Genomic DNA, 18,931 nt, shown 5'->3' with positions numbered 1-18,931 from the left:
AGCGCTGCGCGCCTACGCCATTGCTTCCTTATGATGCCTACTCTACATGGCCAAGTGCCACGAAATGCTACGGCCATGTATCGGATAGGAGTAAAAGCCATCACTCCTCTTCGGCGACCATATCCTCGACGGATTCGCCGTAGAAGTCGATGATGCGGTCGACGTAGGGGCCGAGGATGGCGTTCGGCATGCTGAAGATCTCGTGGACCGCAGGTTCGACACGCTCCAGGACGACGTCGCCGCTTTCGACGCGGACGCGCTGGACGAAACGGTTCTGCGCGGAATTGCGCACCCATGTGTCGCGGCCGGCCTGGAACAGCAGAATCGGCGTCTCGATGCGGGAGCAGGCCTCGCGCGAGAAGATCGCGTGCGACATCTTGAGCGCCTGGTTGACCCAGCCGAAAGTGGCGGCGTTCGTTTGATAATGGGAATCTTTCTTGCGCAAATCAAAATACCATTGCACGCGCGATTGCTCCGCGCCTTCGTAGCCCTTAAGTTTCATAGTAGGCGAGAACTCGGTCTGGCCAGGCGCGCGATGCCGCGAAAGCCCGATGGCGCTGGCGATCGCGGTGACGGGTCCAGCGATGGAATTGGGCATGCCCGTGACCGGCTCGATCATCGGCGATGAGAGCACGGCGCGGTCGAAAAGCATGGGAAAACTTTCGAGGGCCGCCGTCGCGATGCCGCCGCCCATCGAATGCGCATAAAGGTGCATCGGTTGGTCGCCAGCATACAGGCGCCCGACGGTCTGCGAAAACTTGGCCAGATCCGCGACGTACCGGCGCCAATCGTCGATCCAGACCAACGAGGGGTTCGAGACATCACGCACCGAATAGCCGTGACCACGATGCTCGAGGATGCAGACGGAATAGCCCGCGAGCAGGAAATACCAGGTCATCTCGGCGTGCTTGGCCGCGAATTCCGTGAAACCAAACGAAAAGACAATCGACCCGCGGAACTTGGCGCTCGCGCCGGGGATATTCAAGGTATCGAACTTATGCGCGTCAAAACAAACGTAATGCAATTTGCCTGGCGTTGGCGGCTTCTTGAGCGATGAGATGCCGAAGAGCTTGCTGTGCATGATCCGCTGCTCTTCCTCTTCGTCGGGCCCGGTATCGATGCCGGCTCCGCTGACCCCGATTCCCGCGTCGCCCATGCCGACGTGCGTGGTGCCGCTCGGGGCGGCCGAGGAAGTTGAACTTGCGCTTTGGGAATTGGCATCAACACCATCCGGTGCCCCACCTTGCGCCGAGGCGGCAGCGGCGACGGTATCGGCCACGCCGGCAGGCGACATCCAGCCCTCCTCGCGGCAACCAGCGAGCGCCGGCAACACGGTATCGCGCATCACAACGGCATAATGGTTCTCGTCAATCAATGGCATACGCACACCTCCAGTCTAGCGGTATCCGCCGGCACTTTTGCTTTGGTTTCAATTCGATTCCCAAGTTACGATTTTCATAGTCTTTACATCAGGATTTGACGGATTTTCCCATCATGATTTTTGCACCTGACAAGTCATGCTTTGTTTAATTACACCTATAATCTGCGCTTCTTATGACGCACTTTAACAGAATAAATGCAGCAATAGCTCCAACACCAAGATAGCTACCAGAACCGAGTTATCCACATATCCACATTCTTTATAATTCTGTTTTGCATTCGCTCCAAATCAGGGCTTAAATAAACACATGAGCTCAACACCTTTCAACGAAGAACATAGTTTTGACCATGACGTCATCATCACCGACCCTTGCTACATCATCGCTGAAGACGAATGGACCAATTTTATCGAGAATGACAAACTCTTCAGCCCCGCTTTTCCTTCGCTGATGTGCACTGATACCGGTTACGGAGATTGGATTCAAATCCTTACAGATGAAGATGAATCGAAAGAGCTCGGACGATTCGCAGCGGATTCAGGACTCGTGGCTATTTTCGACGAGCAAGAAATACTGGCCTATTTTGCTACCACCAGGGACAAAGAGACGACAGTCGAAGATTTAATCGTCAAAGGCCTCGCAGCCAAAATTCCCCAAAATCAGGATTCTCTGAATGACACGATACGCGCTGTTTTCCGGAAAGTGGAATACCCCGATCTGGAAAATTACTTCGAAGCCCAAGTGGTCATCAACGACGGAATCCATGAATACCACTCGTGCTGGCCGTTCGACGATGAGACCGATGACAGTGAGGCGCTATCGTGATCCATCCAATTCTTTACATCAATGCCCAAATAACCAACTATGCCAATAAGCAGAAAGCTGAAGGCCTACTGCACATCACTAAATTACAGAGAAAGGCAAAGCATTATTCTGCAGGATTCACATGTTTTGCTGGTATCTGTTCTGTCTCGCTGGCTTTCATCCCTTTGTTACCTTTCACACTCAAACAACAACTCGTTGCTGGAATCGTTCTCGCGTTACTGTCGATTTTTGCCTTGGGAATGATATGGCTATCATCTCTCGTTGATGATGCCTTGAACGAAGTAGGCGAAACACTAGAAGACAGACCTTTATTACTATATTCAATCATTACGTATTGCGTTACAAATCTTGTTAGGCAACTCAACCAAGGCTTCTTCGGAAACCCCAAAGAAGCTTTTTCGATGAAGCAATTCTGCACAAGCTGCGTCACATCACTTTGGGGCGCTTTACGAAGTTCAACAACTTCTCCCAGAGCTACAATCTACCGAGTTCGACACCCCAAACGCCACATGGCCTATCTTGAGCCATTCGCAACTTTTGGTAGAAATGAATCCATACCAAAACCATTCAGAAAAGATCAAAATGGCAGAGGAACCGCTGTGTTGCAATGGCTTAGCGATCTGAAAGCAAATGCAGACACCTTACAAGACCAAAACGGAATCTCACGTTTCGCCTTTGACGTTCACAAAGACAAACAATTCAAAGGAATCACAAATGGCTACACAACATACATCTCATCGGCAATCATTTACAATAGACAAATCTATGGAATGCTTACAGTTGACACCAATAAATCCGGCGACTTTCTACAAAATGATTGCCGAACCATTGAAGCAGTAGCACATATTCTAAGTTTGGCCATCGCCCTTGATATCACGCACGGCAACAATGATCACGAATCTCTTTAGCGTAACTTATAATAATCAAACAAGACAAAGGAACGGACAAATGGGCAATACTAATTTCTCCAATGGTGTGGATTTAAGCAAACAGCCTAAAGAAGTACAAAACTGGTTAGAATTTATCCGCAGGGACCAAGAAGAAATCCGAAAAAACATGCAACAGGATCGCGAATACTTCAGCCGACAAGCGGGTTTTAAAAACTAAAAAATATTTATTACCTTACAATATCGGTCACGTTTTTACGTATTCAAATATGACCGATATTTGTTTTCACGCTCGTAGAAACACGCAACCAGATTCTAACTATTTATTCCCAACGCGTCGTAGAGGAAGTCGCGCTGGAGGGTGAGCAGGTTTTCGGCGACCTTCGGATCGTTGGTCATGTGGGTGATGCCGGTCAGCGGGAGGTAGGTGTGGGGGCGGCCGGCCTCCATCAGGGCCTGCGAGAGACGCAGCGAGTTCGCGATGGTGACGTTGTCGTCGGCGAAACCGTGGATGAGCATCAGCGGACGGGCGAGTTTCGGGGCGTCGGCGATGATGGAGTTGCGCTCGTAGACCGCCGGGTCGAGGCCGAGGTAGCGCTCGGTGTAATGCGTATCATAAAGCGCCCAGTCGGTCGGAGGCGCACCGGCACAGGCCGCGTGGATGATGTCGGGGGCGTCCAAAACCGCGAGCGCCGAAAGATAGCCGCCATACGACCAGCCGATGATCGCGACGCGGTCGAGGTCCGCATCTGGCGCGACGTCCGGCAACGCATGCACCGCTTCGACCTGGTCGGCCAGCGACACATCCTTCATGCGCTCGAAGATCTCGCGGTCCCACTTCGGCCCGCGACCGGTGGTGCCGCGGCCGTCGGCGGTGACCACGATGAAGCCCTGGTCGGCCCACCATTGCGATTCCGTGTAAGCCGCCTGCGAGAAGACGACCTGCTGCGCGCCCGGTCCGCCATAAGGCTTGAGCAGCACCGGAAGCTTGGTTGCGCCGGCGAATCTACTGGAAGCGCTTGGCCGGATGATCGCGGTGAACATGCGGTGCTCGCCCAGCCGCATGAACTCGACGTTCGGTGTGAAACCGGGGGTCTCGGCGTAGCTGGCGATGGCGGCTTGCGTTCCATACCTGGAGTCGTTCGTCAGTGCGTTGTCAACACATTTATCATCAACAGAATCACCCATTAAAGCATGCATCATCAACGAACCGGGATGCGTCATATCGCGGCCGGACACCACGATGCCATCGCCCGCGCGGCTTGCACTCCACACTCCCGGATGAGCCGTGACCGGCGTGATGTTGCCGTCGAAATCGATGGTGACCACATCGTAGCTGCGGGCGTCGTGCAGCGCCTCGTCGCCCAGCCAGGCCGCAGGAACTGCGGGAAGCGAGCCTCGTTCCGACGGAATTTCCATAGCATTACGGCTAATGCAGGAATCCACGTTATTAGATTTGGATAACGGTTCGGATTCGGCCACAGTTCCAATAGCGTCGGTAACGGCCACACTTCCCGCAAGACCCGCCTCGGTCGGTGAACCAGACACATTTTCATCCACCGCAACCTCATGCGGCGTGCGCTGGACCACCGCGAGCACGTTCTCGTCGCCCACGTCCAGCACAGTGCGAATCTGCCAATCAGCTGGGGTGAATGGCTTGCCGTCGACGGTTAACCGGTTTGTGTCGGTGTCCATATCATTCAAGGCACAAACCAGCCGGCCATCCGGCGTGAAGGCCGGGGTGCCAAGTACGAGATCGATCCATTGATCGTTGGCGTGCTCTTCAAGAACCTTCGTCCGCCCGTCAGGCTGGACTTCCAGCACCTGGTCGCGCGTCTGCCGACGGTTCTGCACCAGCACGAGCGGCTCGTGGCCGGCCATCCAGCTCACCGCCGCCATGTATTCGTGAGTCTCGCGATCCCATGAGACGTTCTGTACATCGCAACCAATGTAATGCGTTGCGCCGATTCCACTATAGCTTCCGGTTTGTTCGCTTGCGCTGCCACCTTCGGTGTCATAACTGTTCCCGCCATCGTCATAGGCACCGTAGCCATCGCCGCCCATAGCCTTGGACGATTCGCCGAACTCAAGATGGGCCAACATCAGCCGCACGATGGCGTTCTTCGTGAGCGCCCGCGCGTAACGCCGGCCGGTCGCGGGTTTGCTCGGATCGGCCGGATCGCTGATATACCAAATCGGCTCGGGCGAACTGTCATACATTTCGAACAACAGACCACGCGAATCGGGAGCCCACCAGAAACCGTCGTAGCGGTCCATTTCCTCACCGGCCACGAATTCGGCCAAGCCGATCTTCAGCGTTCCGCCCGGGTCGTTTCCCACGCTCCAAACCGTGCTGAATCTATCGCCGGAAGCGTTGGTATCATTGACATCTCCAGCTTCGTAAGCTTCATGCGCCTCGGCCGCGCAGGTGTGCGGGTGAACACTACGATGCGAATGACGCGCGATAGCATCACCGGCACTTTGTTCGCCTGCCGAGCTTCCACCATCCGCTTCCGCAACGCTGTCATCAGCAACATCGCCGGCACGAGAATCAGTGCCATCATCGTCCTGTTTTACAGCGGTATCGGCAAATCCAGCATCATCCCAATCTGCGATATCCACCATCACCAGCCGTGAACCCGTCGTGTAGGCGATATGCCGCCCATCCGGTGAAATCCGCGGGTTCAACACCGGCAGCCACTTGCAACCTGCCGACGAAGCCTTCGAATTGGCGTCGGTCACGCCATCGTCATCATTGGAATTCGCGGCATCGTCATGACCATTTTCGCCGCCATCATCAGCGCCGCCAACCGCAATCTGCCGCGTGCGAGCGCCGTCGCCGTCCTCGTCGATCTCGCTGACGAAGAGCTGGCCGTTAATGGTGAAAACCACGCGCCGCCCAGCGTCATCCACGGAGTACGAGACGATGCCCTGCCCACCTTCGCGGGCACGCTCGCGCCGCGCTTTCTCCTCGGCTGGCACATCCTCGTTGTCCGCATCGGCAAGCAGCTCACGTGGGTCGGCCAGCAGCACCTCGCGATGAGAACCGTCACGGCCAATCACGCTCATCCACAGCGACGTGACCAGATCCTCCGGCCCGTCCGAACGCAGAAACAACGCCCGCGACCCGTCGCCGATCGCTCGCGCCGCTCGAGGCGCCCCACCCGTGAACCGCAGCGTCCGCGCCTTGCGCCCCGGAAACTCCGCAATCGCCTTCGCCCGCAGATCCAAACCGTCAACATGTCGAGTCTCACCTAAAGTCATGGTTCCAGTATAAAGAACGAGCCTCACACGGCCATCCGCAAATGCAAGGAGCCGGCTTTTACACCGGCTCCATCAAGTAACTCCAGCCCGAAGGCCAGCTATCATCAACAGAGATTGGGCTAAAGACTATAAACGCTGCCGTTCAAGTGCCCTTGTTAGAAGCTCTCTATTGACTTCTCCATAATAACCTACTTTTAAATTCCCAACTTGCACTTAGACTCACCACATTTCGGCACTGGAAGTCGTAGCATATATATTGAAGAGTTGGTGTATGAGACACTGGGAAAAGAGAAACGATGAAGTTTTGCAACAAATGCGGGCACAGGCTCGCTGATGAAGAGAAATTCTGCACCAAATGCGGGGCTCCCGCGCCGTCTATGTCAACGTCACAAAACGTACCACAACCACAAAGCGACATTCCAAACGCACCGGCAAACGCGACAACGGCAACCCCCACAAGTACAGACGCACCCACAGCCGCAGGAGCCAGCGCAGCAGCAACCGCAGGAACCGAAAGTGTGGCTCCGAGCGCGGTCACGGGTGCAACGGCAAGCGCGGCAACAAGCGCACCGGTAAGCTCGACAGCAGCAAGCCCAGCCATGGGCGGAGCAAACACGCAGGCAAGCCCAACCGCAGGCCCAGCGAGCATGGCAGCAGCCACAGCCGTCAAGGCGAACGCCCAAAAACGTCTCATCATTATCATCGCGTCCATCGTCGCCGCCGCGCTCGTCGTGGCTGGCGCAGGCTTCGGCACCTACAAAGCCCAACTGTGGGGTGGCAAAACCGTGCCGAAACCAGCCGATCTCGGCGTAGTCAAGTCAAGCAAGACCCACGAATTCACCGCGTCGGACGTGGAACAATCCCTGCACAAACGCGGCTTCAAGACCACCACCAAGCAGACGTTCTCGGGCAAGCCGAAGGGCAGTTTCATCAAGTACAGCAACATCGACCCGAACAAGCGCTACAGCACCGGCGACCCCATCACCGTCTTCGCCTCGAGCGGGCCGGGGGTGCCCAAAGGCACCCAAGGCCAGCAGGTGCGCAAGATCCGCAAGTCGATTTCCGACATGAACGTCCCCGTCCACTTCCATAAGGTGGTCGTCACCAATCAGAAAACCGCGCCAGACACCGTCGTCGCCTCCTACCCCGCCGACGGCCAGCCTGTCACCGACACCAAAACCGGCATCAACATCGGCGTGGCCGAGCAGGCCAAAGGCGTGGGCTACGACGTCGTAGGCCAGGACAAGGACCAGGCCAGGCAACAGTACGCAAGCGCCGGCTTCAACGTCACTTTGAAGCCCCGCTTCTCCTCGAAGGCGCGCCTCGGCAAGATCGTCGATTCCAGCCCGAAGCCCGGCTCCGAGGCCAACGGCGGCAACCTCACCCTCTACTACGGCATCGACGCCAGCGGTTTCAAGGACGCGGTAATCGGCAAGAACGCATATCCGGATGACCCCTACGGTTCGCCCAATGATCTTGTGGGATCGGCCGCTCCGGTGGCGGGCAAATATTGCACCAATGCGGGAGATTGCATCGATTTCACGAACCCGTCCGATAGCGGACAGGGAATGCCCGCCACCATCAGCTCCGAATTCCCAAGCCAAGGAAGCAAAGACTTTGGCAAGGACCTGCTGTTTTGCGGATCAGTGCAACAGGCGTATTGCCCAACAGAAAACGACTTGCAATCCCTTTACACCAAGGGTTCCGGCGCGTTCGAGCTCGCACCTTACCAGATGGCCGTCGGGTTCGAATGCGGCGGCATCTGGCAGGAAGACGGTGGATGCATCAATGGCAAGACCATTTACACAGGCGACCCGGGCTTTGACAGCCCGATGTCCGGGGCGAATTACGACATGGGGCCCCTATACATTTATTTCCCGGTCGGTTCCGACGTATCCAAAGTAACCGGCGCGAATTATTTCGATAACAATGAACTCGCCAAAGCACAGAAGCAGAAGGCCGTAGACACCTCACGCCCGTTCTTCATCAGACGTGACAAGAAGCTCTACGACAAGACCAGCGTTCCGGTGACCACATTCGACACCCCCAATCCCTTCGCCCCGACTTTCGCCGCCCTTAACGGGCAGAAGCTGGAACCATTCAAGCCTGCCCCCAGCGACGAGACGGCCTATTACCTGGTCGAGGACCCGCAACTTGACTGGGGTTCATTGCCGGATTACGTCTTCAGCGATGGGAACAATGATGGCAAAAAGACCGAATCTGCCTCCAAAGATGCCTCGCCCAACCAGATTTTAGCGGCGATGGCAAAGGGGGACTTCACGCCGATCGCCGGGAGCTATTGCCTGAGCAGTGGGGAATGCATGCAGCTGAGCAAGCAAGGCGTGTTGACTGGAGTGAGCAAAGATTATGACATGATCGCGCACGAAGGCAGCCATCTTTCCTTCGACAACACCAGCAACGGATCCGCAGGAACCACATACTCGGCGAAACGGCCCTTCTTCTTCCTGACAGGGCCAGACAGCGAATACACCTGTGACGGCGGCGTGGGGCTCAGCCAATGCGCCGACGTCCAGATGAATCAGATGGCCACCACCCCGACCAAGCTCCTCTACGTTTTCAAGGGTGCGGACACCTCGGCTTGGTACAAAGAGAATGACCAGTCCATCGAAAATCCTGGCTTCTTGTTCGTCGCCGGAGCCGATGACCCCACCCAGGCCCCTACTGATAGGCCGTATTTGGTCGTCATGAACAGCCACAGCACCACGTCGACAGCTCCGCCCCATCCGGACGATGTCTACTATCTCAAAGAATGACGGCTGAGTTTGCGCTGCAAGCCTTTTGCCAATTGCGGAAAACCAGGGCGCAGCATTCGTATCAACGGAAATCCGTATTGAGGAGTGAAGATGAAATTCTGCAATAGCTGCGGGCACCGGATGGATGACGATGAAGCGTTCTGCACCCAATGCGGCTCCCCGGCGCCGACGGTGGGCGGGAACAATAACGGCATAGGAGGCGGCCGTACCGGCACCGGCACCGGCAGCATCTGCAGCGCTGGCAGCACTGGCGGTGCTGGAAGCAACAACGGCAACACGGTAGGAAACAACACGCCAATCGCCGCGCAACCGGCACCGAACCAGCCCGCACAAGGCCCGACCTCATCCATACCCCTGCCCCATGGCGCACCCAACCCCGTGGTTACGGCTGCGGGCGCGGCCGTAACCACGGCGGCAAAAGTCCACACGAAGAAAACCCTCATTATCATCATCGCCTCCATTGTCGCCGCCGCGCTTGTGGTGACGGGTGTCGGTTTCGGCACCTACAAAGCCCAGCTGTGGGGCGGCAAAACCGTGCCGAACCCAACCGACCTCGGCGTGGTCAAATCAGGCAAGACCGATGAGTTCAGCGCCTCCGACGTCGAGAAATCGCTGCACAAACGCGGCTTCAAAACCGTCACCAAGCAAACCTTCTCGGCCAAGCCCAAAGGCAGCTTCCTCAAATATCGCGGCATCGAGTCCGGCAAGCGTTACAGCACCCGCAGCCAGCCCATCACCGTCATCGCCTCGAGCGGCCCCGGCGTGCCCAAAGGCACCAGCGGCCAACCTGTGCAAAACGTCACCGACAGCCTCAAATCCATGGGCGTTCCGGTGCATTATTACAAAGTGATAACCAACACGGACAAGACCAAAGAGGGCACGGTCATCGCCTCCTACCCCAACGACGGCCAGGCGGTCAGCGACAGCAAAACCGGCATCGACGTGGGCGTCGCCACCTCGGGCAGCGGCATCAATTACGACGTCGTGGGCCAAGACAAGAGCGAGGCCAAGCAGCAGTACGCCAGCAAGGGTTTCAACGTGAAGCTTGTCCCCCGCTTCTCCAGCAAGAAGATGCTCGGCAAAGTCGTCGATTCCTCTCCCAAGCCCGGCAGCGCGGCCACCGGCGGCAACCTGACGCTTTATTACGGCATCGACGCCAATGGCATGAACGACGCCGTAAGATTTGATCCCACCAACAGCGACATCAACATGACCGGCGTCAATGCCGGCTTGGCACCGGTGGAGGGAACATACTGCACCAACGACGACAAATGCATCACCTTGAGCCCCGGCGAAAATTCAGGCGACGATGGCGGCCGATCCTGGGTCAAAAGTTCGGAAAGCAATGGCGATGACTCCGCCGACGGCACCGGAACCGGCCACGCGCTGCTGTTCTGCCATAACGGCGGCGACCCCGGCTGCCCGGCAAACACGGACCCGAAGAAAGGTGCTCGCGAAGAACTGTATTATCAAAACAAGGGCGCGTTCGAACTCATGGACTCGACCATTTCCCAAATCACCTGCGGCACGGACATAATCCCCCGCTGGGATCCAGAGGACACGTGCGTCAACGGGCACTTATCCCACGACTACCCGAGCCAGAACGCGCCGATGTCTGGGGCAAGTTACGAGATGAAAACCCACTACGTCTACTTCCCGGTCGGTTCCGACGTGAAAGGGGTCATCGATTCCGGATACTTCGACAAGGACGCGACAGCCGAGGCGGCCAAGGAAAAAGACGTCGACACCTCGCGCCCGTTCTTCATCCGCCGCGACAAAAGCCTCTATAAGACCACGAAAGTCAACGTCCCCACGTTGGACTCCCCCAACCCGTTTGTCCCGGAAGTAGAGCAGCCGGGCCACAAGATGGTCGCCACCAAGCCCGCGCCTTCCGACGAAACCGCTTATTATCTGGTCGAAAACCCGCAGCTCGATTGGAGCTCGTTGCCCGAGTTCACCATCTCGAAGGACGGCAGCAAGGCCGATCCGAAGCCCACTTCCAAGAACGCGACCCCGGACCAAATCACGGCGGCCGCAGAAAAAGGCGATTTCTCGCTGATAGCCGGCAAGTACTGCACCGACTCCGGCAAATGCGCCCAACTCGATAAGACAGGCATCATCACAGGGATGCCATCGGACCATCCAAGCAACCAGCTCCACCTTGCGAACTCAAACGAGACATGGGGAGACCAAGCCCACAACAGCAAGCTAGACTCACCCTATCTGAGCCTTATCGGGCCGGACAGCGATTACAAATGCGCCGCGGGAACGGGCTCACAACTCTGTTACGACAGCGGAGCGAGCGAAGCCGAAATCCAAAAGCCCCTTTTCACGATTTACGTCTTCAAAAACGCGGATACATCAGGCTGGTACAACCCCAACACATCAACGATCTCCAGCCCTCTATTCGACCCAGCCCAAGGCCCGGCGACGGCGGCAAAAACAGACCGACCCTACCTTTATGTGGTCGGCTACCACATGAACTCGGCCCCAAGCGACGACAGCGTCTACCACTTGCAGGAGTAGAAAGCCGCAGCACCTGGTAACGAAGGAATCCACAATCGCCGCCGCGATATAGCAGGCTATCGTATCATTTGATCGGATAGGTGATACGATACAAAATATAAGATAGAAGATTATAAGATAGGCGCAGAAACGTTGTAATTCCAACGAAAATTGAGCTTATACCCTCACAAAAAGACCGGTTTATCTTATCAAAATATCGTATCGTATCGTATAATTTATAAGATAAAAATATAAGATATAAGATAGCTCAGAAACATTGCTATTCCAACAAAAATATGCTTTTTGATTTTTACAAATCCTACTATCTTATCGTATCTTATCAAAACGATACGATAAGATATGATAAGATTCTATTTATGACTAAGGAAAAGACCGAACCATTGCGTGAAGGCCTACACATAGCATTCAAACGCGAATGGTCAGACAGCGCAAAACGTACCTTGGCGGCTTTCGCAAACACCGATGGAGGAACCATCTACGTCGGCATCGACGACACAGGCCAAGTAACAGGTCTCGCCAATCCAGACGAGACAATGAGACAGGTCACCCAAGCTGCGGCCAACGCCATACGCCCTGATATCATTGCTTTCCTTTCAGTAACCACCGAAACTATGAACGGGCAGCAAATCGTGCAAGCCCAAGTCAGCCGAGGCACCGATCGTCCTTATTATCTTTCCGACAAAGGCCTCAGACCGGCAGGCGTCTATATCCGCTCGGGCGCCGCGTCGATTCCCGCAAGTGAAACAGCAATACTCGATATGGTCCGGGAGACCTCAGGCAATTCATTCGAAGATGCGGTCAGCTTGGAACAGCGTCTCTCCTTCAATGCCTTACGAAATATGTTCGAGAAGCATGACGTTCCGCTCAACGACAACAGCTATCGCACACTTGGAATAATCAACGCCGACGGTCTATACACCAACCTTGCCTGGCTGCTTTCTGACGAATGCACAGCTTCCGTAAAAGCCGCCAAATTCCAAGGAACCCGCAAAATGACAATAAGCAACCGTTACGAATTTACCGGCTCCCTATTTATCCAGCTGGAACAAATCCTGCAATTTTTAGGCCCCTACAACCGGGTCAGCTCGACGATCGGGTCGATATATCGCGAGGATTTCTACGATTACCCGCCAGCCACCTTACGCGAGGCAGTATTAAACCTATTAATCCACCGCGATTACACCTATCATGATTCTGCGCTCATCAGCGTTTACGATGACCGCATTGAATTCATCAATTTCGGAGGCCTGCGCAAAGGCGTGGGCAAAGACGACATCATCAACGGGCTTTCCTCAAAAAGAAATCCAAAACTCGCGAACATCTTCTATCGGCTCCATCTCGTGGAAGCATACGGAATGGGAATCCCGAAAATCTTCGAAATGTATGAGGGCTTTGAAAAACAGCCAACAATCTCGATAGCCAGTCACAGTTTCAAACTTATCCTGCCTTCCCAACGTTATGAGGGAGATGAGACCGAAACCAGTGCAATCAAGGATAAACCAATCAGCAAACCACCAACCATTCTCGATGATGACTTTGCAAACCGCACCAATTTGATACTCACCTATCTGCAAGAACATCCCTCAATCAACAGAAGTCAAACGGCGGAATTGACGGGACTCTCCAAACCTGCAGCTTCCCGTCTCCTCAGTTCACTCGTCGATAACCAGACCCTGAAACGTCTAGGCAAAGGCCCATCCACAAAATACGCGACACGCCGGGCGAAAACGGCTTACACCGGACCACAAGCAGCTGCAAGGACACGTGGAACCTTCCGCTGAAACCCTGAAACATCTGAATCCAATAGACGACAAATCTATCCAGCGCCAACAATCAATGGGACCGGTCCCAACGGGATGTTTCCGGCCTGAAGATTGAATCCGGTCGGGAAACTATGTAATATAAAAGAAGTTGAAGTATTACCGTCGTTGTGCGATGCATTGCATCGCACAACGACATTGAGTAAGAAGGTTGGTTCCTTATGGGTGTTATCCACAATCTGGTCGTGTTGTCACTGTGCATAACTCTGGCGAATATTACCCCCCCCCGCAGGTCCGTTATGTAACTGAAGATACTGGCTCGCCAAACAGCACCGCACAATCCACTTCATCCCCCAAACTCACTTTTAGACATCTCCAAAACACCATTGTCCATTCCGTTTCAAAGGTCACCGAAGACCCTAACGATGCAAACACCAAGCCCGCACCAAAACCGGCAAATCCACCTACCTCTCAGCTCGACGGCACCCACCACGCGCAATCTGCTCCCACACCGTCGCAACCTGCAAACCCAGACCATCAAGCAACTTCCGCGCCCACACCGTTAGACTCCGAATCCCTCCTGAGAGAGCAACCTTCAGTAGGACCGCAAGCAACATGTACACCGCAGAACAGCACACCGGGCACCAAATGGGGCACAGCCTCATGGAGCCTCAGCGGCGACTGCACCCTCACCATCGGGGCCGGCGACACCGGCAGCACCAGCAGCCAAACCGCCTTCGGCAACAGCGGCACGGCAAACACGGTAGCTCACAACGCCACCAAAGTAGTCTTTAATGGGGACCTTACCATCAGAGTATCCAACGCATTCCAATCATGGCCTTCACTGCAAAACGTAAACACCACATCCAACGTAAACATCACTCTTAATAATGCAGCCGCCATGTTTGCCGGCTGCACCGGGCTGACCAGCGCGGACCTGTCGGGCTGGAAGACCCCGGCCCTGACCGACATCACCTACATGTTCTCCGGCGACAGCGTCCTGGCCAGCCTGGACCTCTCCGGCTGGGACACCAGCCACCTCAGCAACATGGACTCCGCGTTCCGGAGCTGCACGTCCCTGCAATCCCTGGACCTCTCCGGCTGGGACCTCGGCGGCTTCAACACGACCGACACCGCCCGCTGGCGGGACGCGTTCTCCGGCGACAACGCCCTGACCACCGTCACCGCCAGGAACTGGACCGCCCACCAGAGGATGGGCCTCGCCATCCTCGCCAAGGCACCCGCCCTGGCCACCCTCGACGCCAGCGGCTGGGACCTCTCCCGCAACACCGACTCGACCCTCAGCTGGTTCGCCGGATTCCCCAGCCTGGCCACCCTCAACGCCCGCGACTGGCAGTTCGCCGCCACGCCCGGCACCGGCAAGGGCGACAACATCGGCGCCCTGTTCTACAACGCCAAGATCTCCAGCATCGACGCCACCGGCTGGAAGACCGCCAACGTGCTCTACATGGGCAACCTCTTCGAGAACAACCCCAACCTCACCACCATCACCGGCCTCGGCGGCTGGGACACCGGCAGCGCCACCACCATGAGCGAGATGTTCCGGGACGACACCAAACTCGCCAGCCTCGACCTGCACGCATGGAACACCGCCAAAGCCATCGACATGAGCTACATGTTCATGGGCTGCACCAACCTCACCAGCCTCGACCTGCACGGCTGGGACGCCCGCAAAACCACCAACATGAGCTACATGTTCACCAACCTCACCAACCTCACCAGCCTCGACCTGCACGGCTGGGACGCCCGCACCACCAACAACATGACCTACATGTTCGTAGGCGACACCAAACTGCAGACACTCGACCTGCACGGCTGGAACGTCAGCAGTCTGTCCAGCACCGCCGCCATGTTTGCCGGCTGCACCGGGCTGACCAGCGCGGACCTGTCGGGCTGGAAGACCCCGGCCCTGACCGACATCACCTACATGTTCTCCGGCGACAGCGTCCTGGCCAGCCTGGACCTCTCCGGCTGGGACACCAGCCACCTCAGCAACATGGACTCCGCGTTCCGGAGCTGCACGTCCCTGCAATCCCTGGACCTCTCCGGCTGGGACCTCGGCGGCTTCAACACGACCGACACCGCCCGCTGGCGGGACGCGTTCTCCGGCGACAACGCCCTGACCACCGTCACCGCCAGGAACTGGACCGCCCACCAGAGGATGGGCCTCGCCATCCTCGCCAAGGCACCCGCCCTGGCCACCCTCGACGCCAGCGGCTGGGACCTCTCCCGCAACACCGACTCGACCCTCAGCTGGTTCGCCGGATTCCCCAGCCTGGCCACCCTCAACGCCCGCGACTGGCAGTTCGCCGCCACGCCCGGCACCGGCAAGGGCGACAACATCGGCGCCCTGTTCTACAACGCCAAGATCTCCAGCATCGACGCCACCGGCTGGAAGACCGCCAACGTGCTCTACATGGGCAACCTCTTCGAGAACAACCCCAACCTCACCACCATCACCGGCCTCGGCGGCTGGGACACCGGCAGCGCCACCACCATGAGCGAGATGTTCCGGGACGACACCAAACTCGCCAGCCTCGACCTGCACGCATGGAACACCGCCAAAGCCATCGACATGAGCTACATGTTCATGGGCTGCACCAACCTCACCAGCCTCGACCTGCACGGCTGGGACGCCCGCAAAACCACCAACATGAGCTACATGTTCACCAACCTCACCAACCTCACCAGCCTCGACCTGCACGGCTGGGACGCCCGCACCACCAACAACATGACCTACATGTTCGTAGGCGACACCAAACTGCAGACACTCGACCTGCACGGCTGGAACGTCAGCAGTCTGTCCAGCACCGCCGCCATGTTTGCCGGCTGCACCGGGCTGACCAGCGCGGACCTGTCGGGCTGGAAGACCCCGGCCCTGACCGACATCACCTACATGTTCTCCGGCGACAGCGTCCTGGCCAGCCTGGACCTCTCCGGCTGGGACACCAGCCACCTCAGCAACATGGACTCCGCGTTCCGGAGCTGCACGTCCCTGCAATCCCTGGACCTCTCCGGCTGGGACCTCGGCGGCTTCAACACGACCGACACCGCCCGCTGGCGGGACGCGTTCTCCGGCGACAACGCCCTGACCACCGTCACCGCCAGGAACTGGACCGCCCACCAGAGGATGGGCCTCGCCATCCTCGCCAAGGCACCCGCCCTGGCCACCCTCGACGCCAGCGGCTGGGACCTCTCCCGCAACACCGACTCGACCCTCAGCTGGTTCGCCGGATTCCCCAGCCTGGCCACCCTCAACGCCCGCGACTGGCAGTTCGCCGCCACGCCCGGCACCGGCAAGGGCGACAACATCGGCGCCCTGTTCTACAACGCCAAGATCTCCAGCATCGACGCCACCGGCTGGAAGACCGCCAACGTGCTCTACATGGGCAACCTCTTCGAGAACAACCCCAACCTCACCACCATCACCGGCCTCGGCGGCTGGGACACCGGCAGCGCCACCACCATGAGCGAGATGTTCCGGGACGACACCAAACTCGCCAGCCTCGACCTGCACGCATGGAACACCGCCAAAGCCATCGACATGAGCTACATGTTCATGGGCTGCACCAACCTCACCAGCCTCGACCTGCACGGCTGGGACGCCCGCAAAACCACCAACATGAGCTACATGATGCCGGAAGCGTTGCGCGTGCTCGTGCTGGGCTCAAACACCAAACTCACGAATGCCAACGCATTTGCTCTGGTGCAAGCCACGTCATGGAAACGCCTGAGCGGTTACGGCGTCAATGCGACAGTGACCGATACCTTCCCAACCAAGGCTGGCCTTTCAACGCGTGTGGCATCGAATCCGGAAGGCGTGTACGTCGACAGCACTCTCCCCGGCCTGCAAATCGAAGTGGATGCCAACGGTGGAACCACGTCTTTCCAGCCAGCCTTAACGAACACGACAAGCGGTGCAGCCAACGCGACGGTACCTACAGGCGAGGTGCTGACCAGCAACAATGCCGCGAGCCTCTTCACGGGCTGGAAAGACGATTACGGCAACCCTGTGACCGCCGGCAGCGTAATTCATCTCTCTCAAACCCAATACAATCCATGCCGCATCATGGTCTTACACGCGCAGTGGAGATCGGCAAAACCGTCAATCGGCGACGTGACCACGCACGTAGCCAACGACGGCACCGCGACCTTCGAAGTGACCGCCACAGAGACAACGACCTTGACGAGTGGCGCCGACAGCACCAACCCCACCCATAGCTGGACCTGCGTCAACGGCACCTGCACGGTGAACGACCCGGTTGTGAACCTGGAAGCCACGCCCGGCGCGCAATACACACTGACGGCTTCGGCCCCACTCATCACCGACCCGAACACTCATAACACGGTGTCTGGCGGAACCGATGTCAAACAAGGTTACCTGGAATATGCAAAGGCCACGTTCGACGGCAACGGCGCAACGGCAGGCGTGCCCGCCGCGATCAGCGCGTTCGCCGACTCCTCCACCCATCAGACCTACGTGAAAATCCCCCGCAACACCATCCCCACCAAGGGTGACAGCGACTTGTTCGCCGGCTGGTCCACCAGCAACTCCGCCACTCAGTCGGACAGCACCTACGACCCCGACAAGACGTTGACAGGCACCACCGAAGCCGGCAAAAGCACCACTCTGTACGCGGTGTGGCGCACGCTTGCCAAGCCTTCTGTCACCGCCGAACGCAAACCCGCCGACGGCAATAAAGTCGCGGTGACGGCAACCAGCAAGCCACTCGCCGCCGGCGACACCATCCACTACTGCATCACCCCCTCCGCCGTCGACGGCGGCAGCTTCCCGGCCACCTGCTGGGACGACACGGTTTCTGCCGGTTCGTGGGACGGCGCCACGGAGCACGAATCCACTCATACGATTGCGGAAAGCGACATGCCATCCGGCGGCCATTACGACCTGACAGCCACCATCAAGACCAAAGACACTTGGAGGCTGCCGGCCAACAGCACCGTGAGCAACAGCGTCAGCACCCCCAATGTCTTCATTAGCGGACCCGAACTGGTCGCTCTGCCCTTGACCGGAGGCAGGTCATGGCGAATCGCCATGGTGCTGGCCCTCGACATCGTCCTCATCTTGCTCATGGCCGCCACCGCCTTGCGCAACCGCAGGCGCCAAGCTCGCCACAGCAGATAAACCGCAATTGGACCGCCCCCCCGGCCAACGTCACGGCCAACGGCCACGACGGGCGACCCACAAACACAGGGCGGCACCACACCCCACAGACCCGGGGCGCCAACCCGCCCCACTAACCAACAGCGTGGGACCCCACCGGACCCGATGACAGCCCGGCCACCCGCGCCACACAACACTTCCCGCCTGGTACACCAGACGGGAACCCAACCGGATGCCGGCACGGCAACCAACAAACCCAAACCAACCACCGTGCCGGCACCCACCCACACTTCCACCAAACGCAAACACACAACCCCGACCCGTTCCCGTCAATCCCATGAACGCCATACTCTTGATTTCGTGTATAATCAGC

The 18,931-nt window shown here is 57.5% G+C and carries 10 protein-coding genes and 1 pseudogene; 7 read left to right on the top strand and 4 right to left on the bottom strand.

Features of this window, described 5'->3' with window-relative positions; translation table 11 throughout:
* Positions 1–100 precede the first annotated feature (100 nt).
* Positions 101–1,381 (bottom strand): alpha/beta hydrolase, encoded by a 1,281-nt coding sequence (locus tag OZX73_RS00740; protein WP_277149708.1) that lies wholly within the window; start codon positions 1,379–1,381, stop codon positions 101–103.
* Between the two features lie 307 nt (positions 1,382–1,688).
* On the opposite strand from OZX73_RS00740, the gene OZX73_RS00735 reads away from it, so the two are divergent.
* Genes OZX73_RS00735 through OZX73_RS00725 form a run of 3 tightly spaced genes read left to right on the top strand, consistent with a single transcriptional unit; the run spans position 1,689 to position 3,311 of the window.
* Positions 1,689–2,204 (top strand): hypothetical protein, encoded by a 516-nt coding sequence (locus OZX73_RS00735; protein WP_277149706.1) that lies wholly within the window; start codon positions 1,689–1,691, stop codon positions 2,202–2,204.
* Positions 2,201–3,112 (top strand): GAF domain-containing protein, encoded by a 912-nt coding sequence (locus OZX73_RS00730; RefSeq protein WP_277149704.1) that lies wholly within the window; start codon positions 2,201–2,203, stop codon positions 3,110–3,112. Before OZX73_RS00735 ends, OZX73_RS00730 begins: the two co-directional genes overlap by 4 nt.
* 40 nt (positions 3,113–3,152) lie before the next feature.
* Positions 3,153–3,311, top strand: coding sequence for a hypothetical protein (locus OZX73_RS00725; protein ID WP_277149702.1), 159 nt, complete (start codon positions 3,153–3,155; stop codon positions 3,309–3,311).
* 95 nt (positions 3,312–3,406) lie between these two features.
* Here OZX73_RS00725 and OZX73_RS00720 read toward each other — a convergent pair whose 3' ends face one another.
* The 3 genes and pseudogenes from OZX73_RS00720 to OZX73_RS00715 form a co-directional block, all read right to left on the bottom strand.
* Positions 3,407–5,716, bottom strand: a complete 2,310-nt coding sequence (locus OZX73_RS00720) for a prolyl oligopeptidase family serine peptidase (RefSeq protein ID WP_348519465.1) — start codon at positions 5,714–5,716, stop codon at positions 3,407–3,409.
* A pseudogene (locus tag OZX73_RS08810) lies at positions 5,705–6,355 on the bottom strand (peptidase); the annotation flags it as partial. The pseudogene OZX73_RS08810 and the gene OZX73_RS00720, both read right to left, overlap by 12 nt.
* 166 nt (positions 6,356–6,521) lie before the next feature.
* Positions 6,522–6,956 (bottom strand): hypothetical protein, encoded by a 435-nt coding sequence (locus OZX73_RS00715; protein WP_277149698.1) that lies wholly within the window; start codon positions 6,954–6,956, stop codon positions 6,522–6,524.
* A gap of 46 nt (positions 6,957–7,002) precedes the next feature.
* Between OZX73_RS00715 and OZX73_RS00710 the strand changes: the two genes are divergently transcribed.
* From OZX73_RS00710 to OZX73_RS00695, 4 genes are all read left to right on the top strand, one after another.
* Positions 7,003–9,129 carry a PASTA domain-containing protein gene (locus tag OZX73_RS00710; protein WP_277149696.1) on the top strand — a complete coding sequence of 709 codons (2,127 nt, stop codon included), beginning with the start codon at positions 7,003–7,005 and terminating at the stop codon, positions 9,127–9,129.
* Between the two features lie 90 nt (positions 9,130–9,219).
* Complete coding sequence (locus OZX73_RS00705; protein ID WP_277149694.1) at positions 9,220–11,655, top strand: PASTA domain-containing protein; 2,436 nt, start codon at positions 9,220–9,222, stop codon at positions 11,653–11,655.
* 356 nt (positions 11,656–12,011) lie between these two features.
* Positions 12,012–13,436 (top strand): RNA-binding domain-containing protein, encoded by a 1,425-nt coding sequence (locus OZX73_RS00700; protein ID WP_277149691.1) that lies wholly within the window; start codon positions 12,012–12,014, stop codon positions 13,434–13,436.
* 880 nt (positions 13,437–14,316) lie between these two features.
* Complete coding sequence (locus tag OZX73_RS00695) at positions 14,317–18,579, top strand: BspA family leucine-rich repeat surface protein (RefSeq protein ID WP_277149689.1); 4,263 nt, start codon at positions 14,317–14,319, stop codon at positions 18,577–18,579.
* Positions 18,580–18,931 lie beyond the last annotated feature (352 nt).

The sequence above is a fragment of the Bifidobacterium sp. ESL0775 genome, assembly GCF_029395475.1.
In the GTDB taxonomy this organism is placed as follows: Bacteria; Actinomycetota; Actinomycetes; order Actinomycetales; family Bifidobacteriaceae; genus Bifidobacterium.
The sequence above is the reverse complement of the archived record's forward strand: the minus strand, read 5'-3'. Positions and strand labels throughout refer to the sequence as shown.